Source organism: Pseudomonas fluorescens (assembly GCF_902497775.2).
GTDB lineage: Bacteria > Pseudomonadota > Gammaproteobacteria > Pseudomonadales > Pseudomonadaceae > Aquipseudomonas > Aquipseudomonas putida_F.
Map to the genome: position 1 here is coordinate 2,783,665 of NZ_OZ024668.1, position 15,766 is coordinate 2,799,430.

General features: G+C 64.5%; 15 protein-coding genes. 12 read left to right on the plus strand and 3 right to left on the minus strand.

What is annotated here, in order from left to right; genetic code table 11:
* Window positions 1-69 precede the first annotated feature (69 nt).
* The gene (locus tag F8N82_RS12640; RefSeq protein WP_038995633.1) at window positions 70-1,143 is read right to left on the minus strand and encodes a sigma-54 interaction domain-containing protein; all 1,074 of its coding nucleotides are present in this window, start codon (window positions 1,141-1,143) and stop codon (window positions 70-72) included.
* A gap of 274 nt (window positions 1,144-1,417) precedes the next feature.
* On the opposite strand from F8N82_RS12640, the gene F8N82_RS12645 reads away from it, so the two are divergent.
* Genes F8N82_RS12645 through F8N82_RS12655 form a run of 3 tightly spaced genes read left to right on the plus strand, consistent with a single transcriptional unit; the run spans window position 1,418 to window position 5,416 of the window.
* Window positions 1,418-2,641 carry a lipase family protein gene (locus F8N82_RS12645; protein WP_038995635.1) on the plus strand — a complete coding sequence of 408 codons (1,224 nt, stop codon included), beginning with the start codon at window positions 1,418-1,420 and terminating at the stop codon, window positions 2,639-2,641.
* Window positions 2,642-2,652: 11 nt separating this feature from the next.
* Window positions 2,653-3,852, plus strand: coding sequence for an LLM class flavin-dependent oxidoreductase (locus F8N82_RS12650; RefSeq protein WP_038995636.1), 1,200 nt, complete (start codon window positions 2,653-2,655; stop codon window positions 3,850-3,852).
* A 4-nt stretch (window positions 3,853-3,856) separates the two neighbouring features.
* Window positions 3,857-5,416, plus strand: coding sequence for an ABC transporter substrate-binding protein (locus F8N82_RS12655; protein ID WP_038995637.1), 1,560 nt, complete (start codon window positions 3,857-3,859; stop codon window positions 5,414-5,416).
* Here the strand turns inward: F8N82_RS12655 and hpaA are convergent.
* Entirely contained in the window at window positions 5,413-6,315 is a 903-nt protein-coding gene (hpaA, locus tag F8N82_RS12660) for a 4-hydroxyphenylacetate catabolism regulatory protein HpaA (RefSeq protein WP_038995638.1), read from the minus strand. The two genes, F8N82_RS12655 and hpaA, sit on opposite strands and share 4 nt — an antisense overlap.
* A 144-nt stretch (window positions 6,316-6,459) precedes the next feature.
* On the opposite strand from hpaA, the gene F8N82_RS12665 reads away from it, so the two are divergent.
* The 8 genes from F8N82_RS12665 (at window position 6,460) to hpaI (ending at window position 13,802) form a co-directional block, all read left to right on the plus strand.
* Window positions 6,460-7,131 carry a fumarylacetoacetate hydrolase family protein gene (locus F8N82_RS12665; RefSeq protein WP_038995639.1) on the plus strand — a complete coding sequence of 224 codons (672 nt, stop codon included), beginning with the start codon at window positions 6,460-6,462 and terminating at the stop codon, window positions 7,129-7,131.
* On the plus strand, window positions 7,131-7,904 hold the full coding sequence (locus F8N82_RS12670) for a fumarylacetoacetate hydrolase family protein (RefSeq protein WP_038995640.1): 774 nt from the start codon (window positions 7,131-7,133) through the stop codon (window positions 7,902-7,904). Before F8N82_RS12665 ends, F8N82_RS12670 begins: the two co-directional genes overlap by 1 nt.
* Before the next feature lie 5 nt (window positions 7,905-7,909).
* Window positions 7,910-9,370: a 5-carboxymethyl-2-hydroxymuconate semialdehyde dehydrogenase gene (hpaE, locus tag F8N82_RS12675; RefSeq protein WP_038999417.1), complete on the plus strand. Its 1,461-nt coding sequence runs from the start codon at window positions 7,910-7,912 to the stop codon at window positions 9,368-9,370.
* Window positions 9,371-9,490: 120 nt separating this feature from the next.
* On the plus strand, window positions 9,491-10,348 hold the full coding sequence (gene hpaD / locus F8N82_RS12680) for a 3,4-dihydroxyphenylacetate 2,3-dioxygenase (protein WP_095163016.1): 858 nt from the start codon (window positions 9,491-9,493) through the stop codon (window positions 10,346-10,348).
* A 76-nt stretch (window positions 10,349-10,424) separates the two neighbouring features.
* Window positions 10,425-10,817, plus strand: coding sequence for a 5-carboxymethyl-2-hydroxymuconate Delta-isomerase (locus tag F8N82_RS12685; protein ID WP_038995641.1), 393 nt, complete (start codon window positions 10,425-10,427; stop codon window positions 10,815-10,817).
* Window positions 10,818-10,868: 51 nt separating this feature from the next.
* The gene (locus tag F8N82_RS12690) at window positions 10,869-12,173 is read left to right on the plus strand and encodes an MFS transporter (RefSeq protein WP_038995642.1); all 1,305 of its coding nucleotides are present in this window, start codon (window positions 10,869-10,871) and stop codon (window positions 12,171-12,173) included.
* Between the two features lie 11 nt (window positions 12,174-12,184).
* A complete protein-coding gene (hpaH, locus tag F8N82_RS12695; protein WP_038995643.1) occupies window positions 12,185-12,988 on the plus strand; it encodes a 2-oxo-hept-4-ene-1,7-dioate hydratase in 804 nt (267 codons plus the stop codon).
* 10 nt (window positions 12,989-12,998) lie between these two features.
* Window positions 12,999-13,802, plus strand: a complete 804-nt coding sequence (gene hpaI / locus F8N82_RS12700) for a 4-hydroxy-2-oxoheptanedioate aldolase (RefSeq protein WP_038995644.1) — start codon at window positions 12,999-13,001, stop codon at window positions 13,800-13,802.
* A 73-nt stretch (window positions 13,803-13,875) separates the two neighbouring features.
* Here hpaI and hpaR read toward each other — a convergent pair whose 3' ends face one another.
* Window positions 13,876-14,298 carry a homoprotocatechuate degradation operon regulator HpaR gene (hpaR, locus tag F8N82_RS12705; protein WP_038995645.1) on the minus strand — a complete coding sequence of 141 codons (423 nt, stop codon included), beginning with the start codon at window positions 14,296-14,298 and terminating at the stop codon, window positions 13,876-13,878.
* Window positions 14,299-14,462: 164 nt separating this feature from the next.
* Here hpaR and F8N82_RS12710 point away from each other — a divergent pair, with 164 nt between their 5' ends.
* Entirely contained in the window at window positions 14,463-15,761 is a 1,299-nt protein-coding gene (locus F8N82_RS12710; RefSeq protein ID WP_038995646.1) for an NAD(P)/FAD-dependent oxidoreductase, read from the plus strand.
* The last annotated feature ends 5 nt before the right edge of the window (window positions 15,762-15,766 follow it).

Here is a 15,766-nt window from a genome sequence, read left to right on the forward strand (position 1 = left end):
TGGACTTGAAGCATCGCGGGGCAAGCCCGCTCCCACCCTGTAGGAGCGGGCTTGCCCCGCGATGAGGCCCTACCCCACTACACCTTCGCTGCGCTTCAACTCACCAATCTTCTCCAACCGCGCCCGCACGATGTTGCGGCTGATATTGAGCAGGCGCCCGGTCTGCAACTGGTTGCCATGGCAGAAGCGGTACGCGGTGCGAAACACCGTCTCCTCGATATGCTCGTACAAGTCCGGGATGTTCTGCTCGAACAGCGCCGTCAGCGCCGCCTCAAGGTTCGGCGGCTCGCTGGCGATGCGCAGCGGCTGGCTGTGTTCCTCCTGGCGGATGCCCACCGAACGCATGTCCACCAAATGCAGGTCGGCCGGCTGCACCACCTGTTTCCGGCATACCAGCAAGGCATGGTGAATGGCGTTTTCCAGCTCGCGGATGTTGCCCGGCCAGCTGTGCGAGAGCAGCTTGCGTTCGCTTTCCAGGCTTAGGCTGGCGCGGCTGTAACCCAGGCGCTGGCAGTGCTCTTCGAGGAAGAATTCGGCCAGCGGCAGGATATCCCCCGGCCGTTCGCGCAGCGGCGGCAGACGGATGGTTGCCACGTGCAGGCGGTAAAACAGGTCTTCACGAAAATGCCCGGCCACCACCGCATCGGCCAGGTTGACGTTGGTCGCCGCCACCAGGCGCACGTTGATCGGGATCGGTGTGCGCGAACCGAGGCGCACCACCTCGCGCTCCTGCAGCACCCGCAATAACTTGACCTGCATGTTCAACGGCAGGTCGCCGATTTCATCGAGGAACAGCGTGCCGCCGTTGGCCGCTTCGAACCAGCCGGCCTTGCTGTTGGTGGCGCCGGTAAAGGCGCCTTTCTCGTGGCCGAACAGCTCGCTCTCGACCAGGGTTTCGGCAAAGGCACCGCAGTTGACCGCCACGAACGGCTCGCGCCCGCGGCGGCTGAGTTGATGGATATGCCGGGCGACCAGCTCCTTGCCGGTGCCGGTCTCGCCAATGATCAGGGTATTGGCTTCACTCGGCGCCAGGCGTTCGATGCGGCTGAGCAGTTCCTGGGAGCGCGGGTCCTTGAACACCAGAACGGTGGCGCGAACGGATTTGGTCAGTTCCCGGGCGTGGGGATGGGTTATCAGCGACATGGTGCATTCCTGGCAGTGAAAGCGCAGGGCCATAGTGCCCGAAACAAATTAGAACAAATAATTATTAATTAGCATTTATATATTCCAATAAGAGATATGTGTTTTGCACTGCTGCCCCAGCAACAGTCGCCCAGCAATCCGTGGCTGCTGGCCAGCAGCATCGATCCCCGAGAACATCCTCGTTGGCAACGTAGCCCAACAAATCCGGGGCCTGCAGCGCCCTGGCACGCATTTCGCTCAAGCCTGGGCAAACGCACCGTGCAAGGACCTCTCGATGACACTGCAAAAAACCTTCGCCTTCGGCCTGAGCCTGCTGGCCCTGTCGCTCAGCGCCGTGGCCGCTGAAACCTTCGCGCCCAAAGCCGACCCGCTGCAAGGCGATGGCCGGGTCTCGGCGTTCTACAGCTGGAGCCAGGCCATCCCGGCCAGCCCAGGCAAACTGCTGCGCAGCGAACCCCTGGAACAAACCCTGAGCCTGCCCGGCGCCGCCTCGCAGTTGCGCATCCTCTACAGCTCTACCGACGGCATCGACGGCAAGACCCCGGTGGCCGTCTCCGGCGCGCTGTTCATTCCCAAGGGCAAGGCGCCGGCAGGCGGCTGGCCGGTGGTGACCTGGGGCCATGGCACGGTGGGCGTGGCGGATGTCTGCGCGCCGTCCTGGGCCGGGCGCTCGTACCGCGACGTGCAGTACCTGGCGCGCTGGCTCAACGAGGGCTATGCCATTGTCGCCACCGACTACCAGGGCCTGGGCGTGCCCGGCGGCCACCCGCTGCTGAACAACCGCATGGCTGCCTACGGCATCCTCGACGCTGCCCGCGCGGCGATTGCCGGGGTGCCGGGCTTGGCCAACAAGGTGCTGGTGGTCGGCCAGTCCCAGGGCGGCGCCGGCGCCTTCGCCTCGGCCGCCTATGCGCCGACCTACGCCCCGGAGCTGGGCCTGAAGGGCAGCGTCGGCACCGGGGTGATCTACACCGTCGGCGCGAAGAACGTCGGCGAACAGGACCAGGACAAGGTCGACGCCTCCCTGGCCTATGGCTTCTACACCCTGCTGGCAGCCCAGCAGTACGACCCGAGCATCGACCCGCGCGACTTCTACACCGACAAGGCCCTGCCGCTGTTCGAGCAGGCCCGCACCACCTGCCTGTCGTCGCTGGTGGCCGATGTGGTCGGCACCGGCCTGACCCCGGCCAACACCCGCAAGGCCAACAGCGGCGAGCAGCTCAAACCCTGGCTGGCGCAGGTGTCCTACCCAACCCTGAAACTCGCCCAGCCGATCTTCATCGGCACCGGCGCCGAAGACAAGACCCCGGCCGCCGCCACCCAGGTAGCGCTGATGCAGGACGCCTGCAAGACCGGCTCGATCGTCGAAGGTCACTTGTACAAGGGCCTGGGCCATAGCGAAACGGTCAATGCCTCGCTCAAGGACTCGCTGCCCTTCGCCCGCAAAGTGTTCAGCGACCAGCCCATCGCACCGATCTGCAACCCCACCGTGCAATAAGGACGCTGACCGTGAGCATCGAATTCTTCACCCGCCTGCCCTTGCACGGCGAAACCCAGTTCCTCCCTGGCGACCCGCGCAACCGCGGCGACTGGCATGCCGACGCCGACGACAGCACCGGCGCGGTCTCGAACTTTGCCGTGGGCGATCACTTCACCTACATCGACTACCTCGGGCAGATCGCCCGCGCCGCCGAGATCAACGGCTTTGGTGGCGCACTGATGGTCAACGCGCCGTCCGGTGAAGAGCCATGGACGGTGTGCTCGCTGCTGGCCCGCGAGACCCGTACCTTAAGCTACGTCACCGCCTTCCAACCCTTCCACTACACGCCCTGGGTTGCCGTGCAGCAGGCGGCGACCTACCAGCGCGCCAGCGGCAACCGCCTGGTGTGGAACATCATCAATGGCGGCTCGGATACGGTGCAGCGCCAGGTTGGCGACTTCAGCGACCACGATGAACGCTATGAGCGCGCGATCGAGTTCATGGACGTGGTCAAGGGCTACTGGCACTCGGAGAACTTCCACTATCAGGGGCGCTTCTACAAGGCCGAAGGTGGCGGCCTGCGCGGCCCGCAGAAAAAGGCCGAACTGCCGCTGATCTGCACCGCCGGCTCGTCGCTTGCGGCGCGGGAATTCGCCGCCCGCCACGCCGACTTCTACCTGATGCGGGCCGAGCACCCGAGCGAGATCCGCGCGCTGATCGCCGACATTCGCGAGCGGGCGCTCAAGCATGGCCGCAGCAATATCCGCTTTGGCCTGTCGATCGATGTCATCACCCGCGAGACCGAAGCCCTGGCCCTGGCCGAGGCCAAGCGCTTCTTCGACGAAGGCGTGGCCAAGGGCGCGGTCAAGGCCGTGGCCGCCCATGCCGGGCTGCGCACCGCGCGCAAGCTCAGCTACGAAAGTGAGTACGCGGCCAAGGATGAAACCCGGCCGTTCGACGACTTTTTCATCTACCCCAACGTCTGGGCCGGTTTCGGTTATATCGGCATCCCGCCAGGCCTGGCGCTGGTTGGCAGCTACGAGAACGTGGTGGCGCGGATTCGCGAGTACAACCAGTTAGGCATCGACCTGTTCTTCCTCGCCGGTTACCCGCACCTGGAAGAAGCCTACCGCCTGGGCGAGCACATCCTCCCGCATTTTCGCAGCGAACGAGCGCCGCTCAAGCGCATCGACACCCAGGCGCCGGCCCTGCGTGCGGCAGGAGCCTGAGGCCATGGACACTTTTGATCGACAGCGCCGGCGCTTTCTCGGCTACAGCCTGGCGCTGGGCGGCGGCCTGCTGCTCAGTGGCTGCGGCCCCGACACACCTGCCGCCAGCAACCTGGCCAGCGACCCGCCCCGCCATGGCGGGCGCCTGCGCCTGGGCGTGCTGTCGGGCGGCCAGGTCGGCAACCTTGATGCCCACAAACCGATCGGCAGCGGCATCGTTCGCGGCTTTGCCCTGTACAGCAAGCTGTGGGAATGGGACGAGCAGATGCAGCCGCGCCTGGCCCTGGCCGAAGAAGCCGAGGCCAGCGCCGACGCCAGCAGCTGGACCGTGCGCCTGCGCCAAGGCCTTGAGTTTCACAACGGCAAGACTATCGATGCCGACGACCTGATCTTCTCCATTCGCCGCCTCACCGACCCGAAACTGGCCTCGCCCTATGCCGCGCTGCTGCACTGGGTCGACCGCGACAACCTGGAAAAACTCGACGCGCGCACCGTGCGCATCCGCTTCAAGGACGGCCGTAGCTACTTGCCACTGGCAGAAACCTGGGTCAACTTCGGCGGCATCGTCCCGGTCGATTACCACCCGCTGACCAACCCGGTGGGTGCCGGCCCCTACAAGCTGAAAAGCTTCACCCCCGGCCAGCGCTCGGTGTTCAGCCGCTTCGAGAACTACTACAAGGACGGCAAACCCTACGCCGACGAACTGGAGATCATCGACTTCAAGGACCAGGTCTCGCGCCTGGCTGCCTTGCGTGCCGGGCAGATCGACATGGCCAACGGCCTGCCCAGCGAGCAATTGCAGATCATCGAACGCGACCCGCGCCTGCAACTGGTGACCTCGGTCAGCGGCAACTGGCTGTCGTTCGACATGAACACCCGTAAGCCGCCGTTCGACAACCCGAAGGTCCGCGAGGCGTTTCGCCTGCTCGCCGACCGCCCGGAGCTGGTGCGCCGTGCCTTGAACGGCCAGGGCCGGGTGGCCAACGACCTGTACGCACCGAACGACCCGACCTTCAATCACAGCCTCGGCCCGCGCCCGCATGACCCGCAACGGGCGGCGCAACTGCTGCGCGACGCCGGTTACGAGCAACTTGAAGTCGAGCTGGTGACCACCAGCGGCCCAGCCCTGGCATCGGCGCTGGTGTTCGCCGAACAGGCCAAGGCCATGGGCGTGAGCCTCAAGGTGCGCCAGGTCGACCAGGCCACCTTCGACGGCCCGCAGCACGACCAGTGGCAACTGAGCACCGGCGGCACCATCGGCGCGCCGTTTCTGGCCAGCGCCATGCATATCGACGCGCCCTTCGCCGTGGCCAACAAGACCCACTTCAACGACCCGCAGTTCAGCGAACTGTTCCTCCAGGCCATGGCCCAGCCGGACCTGGCCAAGCGCAGCGCCCTGGTGCACCAGGCCCAGCAGATCCAGTACGAGCGTGGCGGCCTGCTGATCTGGGGCTATGTGAATCTGCTCGATGCCTTCTCGCGCCAGGTCGGCGGCGCCGCGGCCGAGCAGACGCTGTTCAGCACCTGGCGTTTCGACAACCTCTGGCTGCGCGGCCAGGCCTAGCGCAACCCCGCCTGACGCTGACGGTACTCCCCCGGCGTCTGTTGCGCGTAACGCAAAAAGAACCGGCTGAAATACGCCGGGTCCTTGAAGCCCAGGCTGTAGCAGATCTCGTTGGCCGAACTGCCGGTGTACAGCAACAGGCGCCGCGCTTCCTGCATCAGCCGTTCAAGGATCAGCCGCTTGGACGGCAGGTCGGCGATACGCCGGCACACTTCGTTGAGCCGCGCCTCGGTCACGCCGATGCCCTGGGCATAGCGCGCCAGCGGCCAGTGTTCGAGGTAGTGGGCTTCGATCAGCTCGTTGAAACGATGGAACACCTGCAAGTCTTCATGGCGGGTTTGCCGTGCCGGCAACGAGCGCGCGCACAGGCGCAGCAGGCTGGTCATGATCAGCCGCGTCAGGCTTTCCAGCGCCGCCCCGCGCCCGGCTGCGCTGGCGTTGATCTCACTGTGCAGCTCGTCGAACAGCAGCGCCAGGCGCCGCGCCTCGGCGGCGTAGCTCGGCTCCAGGCCATTCAAGGCCACGCAGGCCGGCGCCACCTGCGGCCCCGGCGCCAACCCCGGATCAGCTTCGAGCAACTGCCAGACCAGTTGCTGGCGCACGGTCAGCACATGGCCGTCGGCATCGGGCTCGGTGACGAAGGAATGCGGGATGGTCGGCGGCGTGAGGAAGAACATCGGCCCTGATTCAACGTACTGCTGGTCGTCCAGGTACACCCGCACCGTGCCGCTCTTGACGTAATGCACCTGGAAAAACCGGTCATGGCGGTGCACCGGCATGTTGCGGCCGAAAAACCCGGCCAGGTTGCCGAGCTTGTCGTAGTGCACCTCGGCATCGCTGTAGCGCTGGTCATAGACCTGACCGATGTTGATGTTGGGGATTGGCTGGCGCTCGCTCATGGCCCTGCTCACTCTTGTTGCTCTGTCGCCAGCTTACTCCTGCAGCAAGCCGCTTGCATTTCGTTAACATCTTAATTATAACGTTAATACATTAACAATTATTCGAGCAGGGACCCTGCCCCCTGCCCCAGCCAGGAGAACCCCATGAGCCGTGCCTTGCACGATGCTGCCAGCGGTACCCTGTTCGGCGTTGCGCTGAACTACCAGGGTTTGCTGAACCAGCGTCTCGCCGAATTCGAACAGCCGCCGTACCAAAAGCCGCCGGTCAAGCCGGTGCTGTTCATCAAGACCCCCAACACCCGCAATGGCCACGGCCAGCCCGTGGTCTATCCGCAAGGCATCGAACAGCTGCAACCGGGCCCGGCCCTGGGCGTGGTGATCGGCAAGCGTGCCACCCGGGTCAGCGTCGACAATGCCCTCAGCCATGTCGCCGGCTACACCATCGTCAATGAATTCAGCCTGCCGGAAGACAGCTATTACCGCCCGGCGGTCAAGGCCAAGTGCCGCGACGGCTTCTGCGCCCTGGGCCCTGAGCTGGTACCCGCCGCGCAGATTGGCGACCCGCAGCAACTGAGCATCAAGCTGTTCGTCAACGGTGCCCTGCGCCAGCAGAACAGCACCGCCAACATGGTCCGCAGCATCGCCCAGCTGATTGCCGAGATCAGCGAGTTCATGACCCTGCACGAGGGCGATGTGCTGATCACCGGCACCCCCGAGGGCCGCGTCGATGTGCTGCCCGGGGACCAGGTAGAAGTCGAGATCAGCGGCCTCGGGCGCCTGACCAACAGCATCGTTGCCGCGCAGGAGAAGCGCTGATGAAACACGCACGTATCCGCTACCAGGGCCAAGTCCACGCCGTCACCGTCGAGGCCGACAACGCCGTGCGCCTGGCTGACGGCCGCTTGCTGGCAGAGCAGCAGGTCGAGTGGCTGCCACCGGCCACCGGCAACATGTTCGCCCTGGGCCTGAACTACGCCGACCACGCGGCAGAGCTTGCCTTCACGCCGCCCACCGAGCCGCTGGCGTTCGTCAAGTCGGTGGGCACCTACACCGGCCACAACCAGGTCAGCTGGCGCCCGGACAACGTCGCCTACATGCACTACGAGTGCGAGCTGGTGGCGGTGATCGGCAAGCCGGCGCGCAACGTCAAGCGCGAGGACGCCCTGGATTACCTGGCCGGTTACACGGTGTGCAACGACTACGCGATTCGCGATTACCTGGAGAACTACTACCGGCCCAACCTGCGGGTGAAAAACCGCGACGCCACCACCCCGGTCGGGCCGTGGATCGTCGATGCCGCCGATGTGCCGGACGCCTCCAACCTGACCTTGCGCACCTGGATCAACGGTGAGCTCAAGCAGCAAGGCAGCACCAAAGACATGATTTTCGACATTCCCTACCTGATCGAATACCTGTCCAGCTTCATGACCCTGCAGCCGGGCGACATGATCGCCACCGGCACCCCCGAAGGCCTGGCCGACGTGGTGCCGGGCGATGAAGTGGTGGTCGAAGTCGAAGGCGTCGGGCGCCTGGTCAACCGTATTGTCAGCGAAGCCGAGTTCTTCGCCCTCAACCGCCAAGAGGCATGAGCAACATGATCAAACACTGGATCAACGGCCGTGAGGTCGAAAGCAAAGACGTGTTCGTCAACTACAACCCGGCCACCGGCGAAGCCATTGGCGAAGTCGCCAGCGGCGGCGCCGAAGAGGTCGGCCAGGCAGTAGCAGCGGCGAAAGAAGCCTTCCCGAAATGGGCCAACACCCCGGCCAAGGAGCGCGCGCGGCTGATGCGCAAACTCGGTGAGCTGATCGAGCAGAACGTGCCGCACCTGGCTGAACTGGAAACCCTCGACACCGGTTTGCCGATCCACCAGACCAAGAACGTGCTGATCCCGCGTGCCTCGCACAACTTCGACTTTTTCGCCGAAGTCTGCACACGCATGGACGGCCACAGCTACCCGGTCGACGACCAGATGCTCAACTACACCCTGTACCAGCCGGTGGGCGTGTGCGGGCTGGTGTCGCCATGGAACGTGCCGTTCATGACCGCCACCTGGAAGACCGCGCCGTGCCTGGCCCTGGGCAACACCGCGGTGCTGAAGATGAGCGAACTGTCGCCGCTGACCGCCAACGAACTGGGGCGCCTGGCGGTGGAAGCCGGGATTCCCAACGGCGTGCTCAACGTCATCCAGGGCTACGGTGCCACCGCTGGCGACGCCCTGGTGCGCCACCCGGACGTGCGCGCTATCTCCTTTACCGGCGGCACCGCCACCGGCAAGAAGATCATGCAGACCGCGGGCCTGAAGAAGTACTCCATGGAGCTGGGCGGCAAGTCGCCGGTGCTGATTTTCGAAGACGCCGACCTTGAGCGCGCCCTGGATGCGGCGCTGTTCACCATTTTCTCGCTCAATGGCGAGCGCTGCACCGCCGGCAGCCGTATCTTCATCCAGCAGAGCGTCTACCCGCAGTTCGTCGCCGAGTTCGCTGCGCGAGCCAAACGGCTGATCGTCGGTGACCCGCAAGACCCGAAAACCCAGGTAGGCTCGATGATCACTCAAGCCCACTATGACAAGGTCACCGGCTACATCAAGATCGGCATCGAGGAAGGCGCCACCCTGCTCGCTGGCGGCCTGGAGCGCCCGGCCAACCTGCCGGCGCACCTGGCCCGTGGCCAGTTCATCCAGCCGACGGTGTTTGCCGATGTGAACAACAACATGCGCATCGCCCAGGAAGAAATCTTTGGCCCGGTGGTGTGCCTGATCCCGTTCAAGGACGAAGCCGAGGCGCTGCAGTTGGCCAACGACACCGAGTATGGCCTGGCCTCGTACATCTGGACGCAGGACATCGGCAAGGCGCATCGTCTGGCCCGCGGCATCGAGGCCGGCATGGTGTTCATCAACAGCCAGAACGTGCGCGACCTGCGCCAGCCGTTCGGCGGGGTCAAGGGTTCGGGCACCGGCCGTGAAGGCGGGCAGTACAGCTTCGAGGTGTTTGCCGAGATCAAGAACGTGTGTATCTCGATGGGCAGTCATCATATTCCGCGCTGGGGCGTCTGACAGCATCGCGGGGCAAGCCCGCTCCCACAGGTTTTGAGGCTGCCTTGTGGGAGCGGGCTTGACCCGCGATGAAGGCGCAACCGATCGCAAACAAGAACAACAATCTCCAGGAGTTCCATCATGGGCGAAGTCGTCCTGGCAGCCAAAGTCTGCCACGTACCCTCGATGTACCTGTCCGAACTGCCCGGCAAGCATCATGGCTGCCGCGAGGCGGCGATCGCCGGGCACAAGGAAATCGGCCGCCGCGCCCGCGAACTGGGCGCCGATACCGCCGTGGTGTTCGACGTCCACTGGCTGGTCAACAGCGGCTACCACATCAACTGTGGCGAGCACTTCAAGGGTACCTACACCAGCAACGAGTTGCCGCACTTCATCAAGAACATGGACTTCGAGTACCCCGGCTGCCCGGAACTGGGCGAACTGATCGGCCTTGAAGCCAACGCCGCCGACGTGCGCACCCTGGCCCACAACATCCAGAGCCTTGAGCTTGAGTACGGCACCCTGGTACCGATGCGCTACATGCACATGGACGTGCCCAACGAACAAAAGCTCAAGGTCGTGTCGATCGCCGCCTGGTGCGCCTGGCACCGCCTTGAAGACAGCTTCGCCTTTGGCGCCGCGGTGCGTCGGGCCATCGAAAAGAGCGACCGCAAGGTCTTGGTACTGGCCTCGGGTTCGCTGTCGCACCGCTTCTCCGATGACCGCAACGCCGAAGCCAACATCCACAACTGGACCCGTGAATTCGACAAGCAGATGGACCTGCGCGTGGTCGAATTGTGGAAGCAGGGCCGCTTCAAGGAGTTCTGCGCGATGCTCCCGGACTACGCCAACCACTGTTATGGCGAAGGCGGCATGCACGACACGGCGATGCTCCTGGGCCTGCTCGGCGGCGCCGACTACAACAAGCCGGTCGAGGTACTGACCGAGCCGTTCGGCAGCTCCGGCACCGGGCAAATCAACGCCATCTTCCCCCTGTAACCCTGTAGGAGCGGGCTTGCCCCGCGATCACCCCATCGCGGGGGCAAGCCCGCTCCTACATGAGACGGAGATCCTCATGCCGCACTTCATCGCCGAGTACACCGACAACATCGAGCAGCAGGCCGACCTGCCCGGCCTGTTCGACAAGGTCCACGCCAGCCTGGGCGCCAGCGGCGTGTTCCCCCTGGGCGGCATCCGCAGCCGTGGCGTGCGCCTGGACAGCTGGCGCATGGCCGATGGCAAGCATGACTATGCCTTCGTCCACATGACCCTGAAGGTCGGCCACGGCCGTGACCTGGAGACCCGCACCCAGGTCGCCCAGGCGCTGTTCGAGGTGATCACCGCGCATTTTGCCGAGCTGCAAAGCCAACGCCTGCTGGCCCTGTCGTTCGAGATGATCGAGCTGCACCCGCAGCTGAATTTCAAGCAGAACAACGTGCACGCCTTTCTGCAAAACCAGGCGGGCTGAGCCACAGCCACCCGCCCTCCCCAACGGCCCTCTGACAAAAAGTACAAGATCATGAGCACAGCCAATACTGCCGAACACGCTGCCCTTGCCCAACATGACTCGACCCACAGCAAGATCACCTGGCGGCTGATGCCGCTGCTGCTGATCTGCTACCTGTTCGCTCACCTGGACCGCATCAACATCGGCTTTGCCAAGATGCAGATGAGCAGCGACCTGCACTTCAGCGACACGGTCTACGGCTTTGGTGCCGGGCTGTTCTTCATCGCCTACGCGCTGTTCGGCGTGCCGAGCAACATGGCTCTGGACCGGGTCGGGCCACGGCGCTGGATCGCCACCCTGATGGTGGTCTGGGGCACCCTGTCGACCAGCATGCTCTGGGTCGAATCGGCCTCGGGTTTCTACGTCCTGCGCTTTTTGCTGGGCGTCGCCGAAGCCGGCTTCTTCCCCGGTATCCTGGTCTACCTCAACCGCTGGTACCCGGCCCGCCGCCGTGGGCAGATCACCGCGCTGTTCGCGATTGCCGTACCCATGGCCGGTGTGGTCGGCGGGCCGTTGTCGGGCGGCATCCTCGAACTGTTCCACGACGCCGCCGGCCTGCGTGGCTGGCAGTGGATGTTCCTGATCGAGGGCGCGCCGGTCATCCTCCTCGGCCTGGTGGTGCTCAAGTGCCTGCCGGACAGTTTCGAAAGCGTCAGCTGGCTCAACGGCACTGAAAAGCAGCAGCTGCGCGAACAACTGAACCAGGAAGAGCAGCGCAAATCCATCACCTCGTTTGCCGGCATCCTGCGTGACAGCCAGGTCTGGCTGCTGGTGGCGGTGTACTTTGCGGTGATGCTGGCGGTCAACACCCTGGCGTTCTGGATGCCGACCCTGATCCATGGCGCCGGCATCGGCAGCGATGGCCGGGTCGGGCTGCTGAGCGCCGTGCCCTATCTTGCCGGATGCTTCTTCATGATCGCCTGCGGGCGTTCATCGGACCGTCAGCGTGAACGCCGCTGGCACCTGTGCGTACCGCTGCTGATGTCGGCCATCGGCATCGCCGTGGCGGGCCTGGCGCCGGGCAACCCGGTGATGGTGCTGGGCGGCCTGATCATCGCCGGCATGGGCGCCAGCGCCGCCTTGCCGATGTTCTGGCAACTGCCACCGGCGTTCCTGTCGAACACCACCCAGGCGGCCGGCATCGCCCTGATCAGCTCGTTCGGCAGCATCGCCTCGTTCCTCGCCCCGTACCTGATCGGCTGGATGCGCGACACCACCCAGAGCGCCAGCCTGGCCCTGTACGTGCTGGCGCTGTTCATCACCCTCGGCGGCTTGCTGGTGCTGCGCACCAAGGCTGCCATCGTCAACCCTCAGTAAGAGATTTCGCCATGCTTGACCACAGCCAGATCCTGCAAGCCGCCGCCCAGCTGGACCGCGCCGAACGCAGCCGCGAACAGGTGCGGCAGTTCTCCCTGGAGCACCCGGGCATCAGCATCGAGGACGCCTACGCCATCCAGCGCGCCTGGGTTGCGCAAAAGATCGAGGACGGGCGCAAGCTGGTCGGCCACAAGATCGGCCTGACCTCGCGGGCCATGCAGGTGTCGTCGAACATCACCGAACCGGACTACGGCGCGCTGCTCGATGACATGTTCTTCGACGAAGGCAGCGATATTCCCTTCGAGCGCTTTATCGTGCCGCGGGTCGAGGTGGAGCTGGCGTTCGTGCTCGGCAAGCCGCTCAAGGGGCCGAACGTGACCCTGTTCGACGTGCTCGACGCCACCGAGTGGGTGATCCCGGCGCTGGAAATCATCGACGCACGCATCCAGCAGGTCGACCCGCACACCCAGGCCACCCGCAAGGTCTTCGACACTATCTCCGACAACGCCGCCAACGCTGGCGTGGTCATGGGCGGGCGCGCGGTGCGCCCGGGCGATATCGACTTGCGCAAGGTGCCGGCGGTGCTCTATCGCAATGGCGTGATCGAAGAGTCCGGGGTCTCGGCCGCGGTGCTCAACCACCCGGCCAAGGGCGTCGCCTGGCTGGCCAACAAACTGGCACCGTACGACGTCACCCTCGAAGCCGGGCAGATCATCCTCGGCGGCTCCTTCACCCGCCCGGTGGCGGCCAACCCGGGCGATACCTTCCATGTCGACTACGACATGCTCGGTTCGATTGCCTGCCGTTTCGTTTGAGGACTTGCCCATGGACATACCCATCAACCGCTTCAAACAACGCCTGCAACGGGGCGAGGCGCAAATCGGCCTGTGGCTTGGCCTGGCCGAGCCGTACTGCGCCGAACTTGCTGCCAACGCCGGTTTCGACTGGCTGCTGATCGACGGCGAACACGCGCCCAACGACCTGCGCGGCATGCTCGGCCAGTTGCAGGCCATCGCCCCCTACCCGGCCCAGGCGATCATCCGCCCGGTGATCGGCGACACCGCGCTGATCAAGCAGGTGCTGGATATCGGCGCGCAAACCCTGCTGGTGCCGATGGTCGAAAGCGCGGAACAGGCACGCGAACTGGTGCGCGCCATGCACTACCCACCCAAAGGTGTGCGCGGCGTCGGCAGTGCCCTGGCGCGGGCCTCGCGCTGGAACAGCATCCCCGGCTACCTGGACCAGGCCGATGAACAGATGTGCCTGCTGGTGCAGATCGAAAGCCTTGAAGGGCTGCACAACCTCGAGGCGATCGCGGCGGTCGAGGGCGTTGACGGGGTGTTTATCGGCCCGGCGGACTTGAGTGCGTCCATGGGTTATCGCGGCAACCCCGGCCACCCCGAGGTGCAGGCGGCGATTGAACAGGCGATTGTGCAGATTCAAAAAGCCGGCAAGGCGGCGGGGATTCTCAGTGCCGATGAGGCCTTGGCGCGGCGCTACCTGGAACTGGGCGCCGGGTTTGTCGCGGTGGGGGTGGATACCACGGTGTTGATGAAGGGCTTGCAGGGGTTGGCGGGCACGTTCAAGGGGGATGTGCGGGTGGGTTCGTCTGGGCCTTCTGTGTATTGACAGTCCCGGCCTCATCGCGGGTCAAGCCCGCTCCTACACATCCCCGTAGGAGCGGGCTTGCCCCGCGATGCAGTTACCGCCCTACCTGCTTCAACTCCTCCAGTAGTCCCAGCAGCGCCTGCAGCTTCTGCTCACCGAACTGCTCCTGAATCCGCCGGTAGTTGCTCTCCATGCACTGGCTCATCGAAGCAAAAATCTCCTCCCCCTGGGCCGTCAGGTTGACCCGCACCCGACGCTGATCCTGCTCGGCCTTGCGCCGGCTGACCAGTCCGGCCGCCTCCATGCGCACCAGCACCCCGGTCATGCTCGGCTTGAGGATGCAGGCCAGTTCCGCCAGGCGGTAGATCTCCATTTCCCCTTGTTGGCGCAGGATACGGATCACCCGCCACTGCTGCTCGGTGAGCCCGTGCTGGTTGAGCGAGGGTCGAAAAAAACGCATGGCCGCTTCACGGGCTTGCAGCAAGGTCAGGGTCAGGGACGGGCGCGGTTGGGGCATGGAATGGCTAATCATCAGGCTATTTTGTTAACACTTTAACAAAATCAACGCCTTGCCACAGCCCTGGCACCGGCAGTCAAGCCCGGCGGCACGCAGGGTCAAGACGCAAGCGCGGTACAAGGCCTTAATAGAGCCCATCAGTACTTCACTTTTCAGGCTGCGCCATGATCAACATCGAAACGCCGACCTACTACACCGCCACCAAAAAATACAACCTGAGCTTCCCGACCCTGGAAGAGGACGTGGACGCCGACGTGGTCATCATCGGCGGTGGCTTTTCCGGGATCAACACCGCCCTGGAACTGGCGGAAAAAGGCATCACCAACATCGTCGTGCTCGAAGCCCGCTACCTGGGTTTTGGCGGCACTGGGCGCAATGGTGGGCAGATCATGGCCGGCATCGGCCACGACCTGGAGAAGATCAAGCAGCACGTCGGCGACGATGGCCTGCGGCAGATCTTCGAGATCAGCGACCTGGGCGCCGACATCATCAAGAGCCGCATCGCCAAGTACGCCATCGACGCCGACTTTTGCCACGGCTACGGCTACATGGGCTTCAACGCCCGCCAGGAACAGACCCTGCGCGCCTGGGAAAAGGACTTCAAGTCGGTCAACTCCCAGCATGAGATCCGTTTTCTCGGTGGCAGCGAGGTCAAGCAGATCATCGGCTCCGACGCCTACAGCAGCGCCCTGTTGCACATGGGCGGTGGCCATGTGCACTCGCTGAACCTGTTGCTCGGTGAAGCCAAGGCGCTCAGCGGGCACGGCGTGCGCATCTTCGAGAACAGCCCGGCGCTGCAAGTGCAGTACGGCGAGCGCATTCGCGTGCGCACCGGCCGCGGTTCGGTGACTGCCAGCAAGCTGCTGTGGGCCTGCGACAGTTTCCTCAACAAGCTGGAACCGGAACTGCACCGCTCGACCATCAACACCTATGCCTTCCAGATGATGACCGAGCCGCTGTCAGAAGAACTGATCCAGCGCATCAGCCCGATTCGCGGCGCCTACAGCGACATCCGCCCGGTGATCGACTACTACCGGGTGACCAACGAGAACCGCTTGTTGTTTGGTGCCGCCACGCCACTGGTCGAACACATCCCGCGCGACCTCAAGGCCTGGAACCGCAACCTGATGCTGAAGATTTTCCCCTACCTCAAGGACGTGAAGATCGACCTCGCCTGGGGCGGGCCGATGGCCTGCAGCCCCAACCTGTTCCCGCAGATCGGCACCCTGCCCGGTCGGCGCAACGCTTTTTACGTGCAAGGCTATTCCGGTTTTGGCGTGACCCCCAGCCACATCATCTGCAAGGTCCTGGCCGAAGGCATGAGCGAAGGCTCGGCGCGCTATGACCTGATCAGCTCGGTGCCACGCCCGACCATCCCGGCCAAGGATCAACTGCGCTCAGTGCTGCTGACTGCCGGCAAGTCCTGGCACCAGTTGTCCGGCTACTGGAATGGCCGGCGCTGAACCCG

Coding starts and splice junctions, on each gene's coding strand:
- hpaH (WP_038995643.1), top strand. CDS start 12,185: ATGCTTGACCACAGCCAGATCCTGCAAGCCGCCGCCCAGCTGGACCGC.
- hpaI (WP_038995644.1), top strand. CDS start 12,999: ATGGACATACCCATCAACCGCTTCAAACAACGCCTGCAACGGGGCGAG.
- F8N82_RS12670 (WP_038995640.1), top strand. CDS start 7,131: ATGAAACACGCACGTATCCGCTACCAGGGCCAAGTCCACGCCGTCACC.
- F8N82_RS12645 (WP_038995635.1), top strand. CDS start 1,418: ATGACACTGCAAAAAACCTTCGCCTTCGGCCTGAGCCTGCTGGCCCTG.
- F8N82_RS12685 (WP_038995641.1), top strand. CDS start 10,425: ATGCCGCACTTCATCGCCGAGTACACCGACAACATCGAGCAGCAGGCC.
- F8N82_RS12690 (WP_038995642.1), top strand. CDS start 10,869: ATGAGCACAGCCAATACTGCCGAACACGCTGCCCTTGCCCAACATGAC.
- hpaE (WP_038999417.1), top strand. CDS start 7,910: ATGATCAAACACTGGATCAACGGCCGTGAGGTCGAAAGCAAAGACGTG.
- hpaA (WP_038995638.1), bottom strand. CDS start 6,315: ATGAGCGAGCGCCAGCCAATCCCCAACATCAACATCGGTCAGGTCTAT.
- F8N82_RS12665 (WP_038995639.1), top strand. CDS start 6,460: ATGAGCCGTGCCTTGCACGATGCTGCCAGCGGTACCCTGTTCGGCGTT.
- hpaR (WP_038995645.1), bottom strand. CDS start 14,298: ATGCCCCAACCGCGCCCGTCCCTGACCCTGACCTTGCTGCAAGCCCGT.
- F8N82_RS12710 (WP_038995646.1), top strand. CDS start 14,463: ATGATCAACATCGAAACGCCGACCTACTACACCGCCACCAAAAAATAC.
- F8N82_RS12640 (WP_038995633.1), bottom strand. CDS start 1,143: ATGTCGCTGATAACCCATCCCCACGCCCGGGAACTGACCAAATCCGTT.
- hpaD (WP_095163016.1), top strand. CDS start 9,491: ATGGGCGAAGTCGTCCTGGCAGCCAAAGTCTGCCACGTACCCTCGATG.
- F8N82_RS12655 (WP_038995637.1), top strand. CDS start 3,857: ATGGACACTTTTGATCGACAGCGCCGGCGCTTTCTCGGCTACAGCCTG.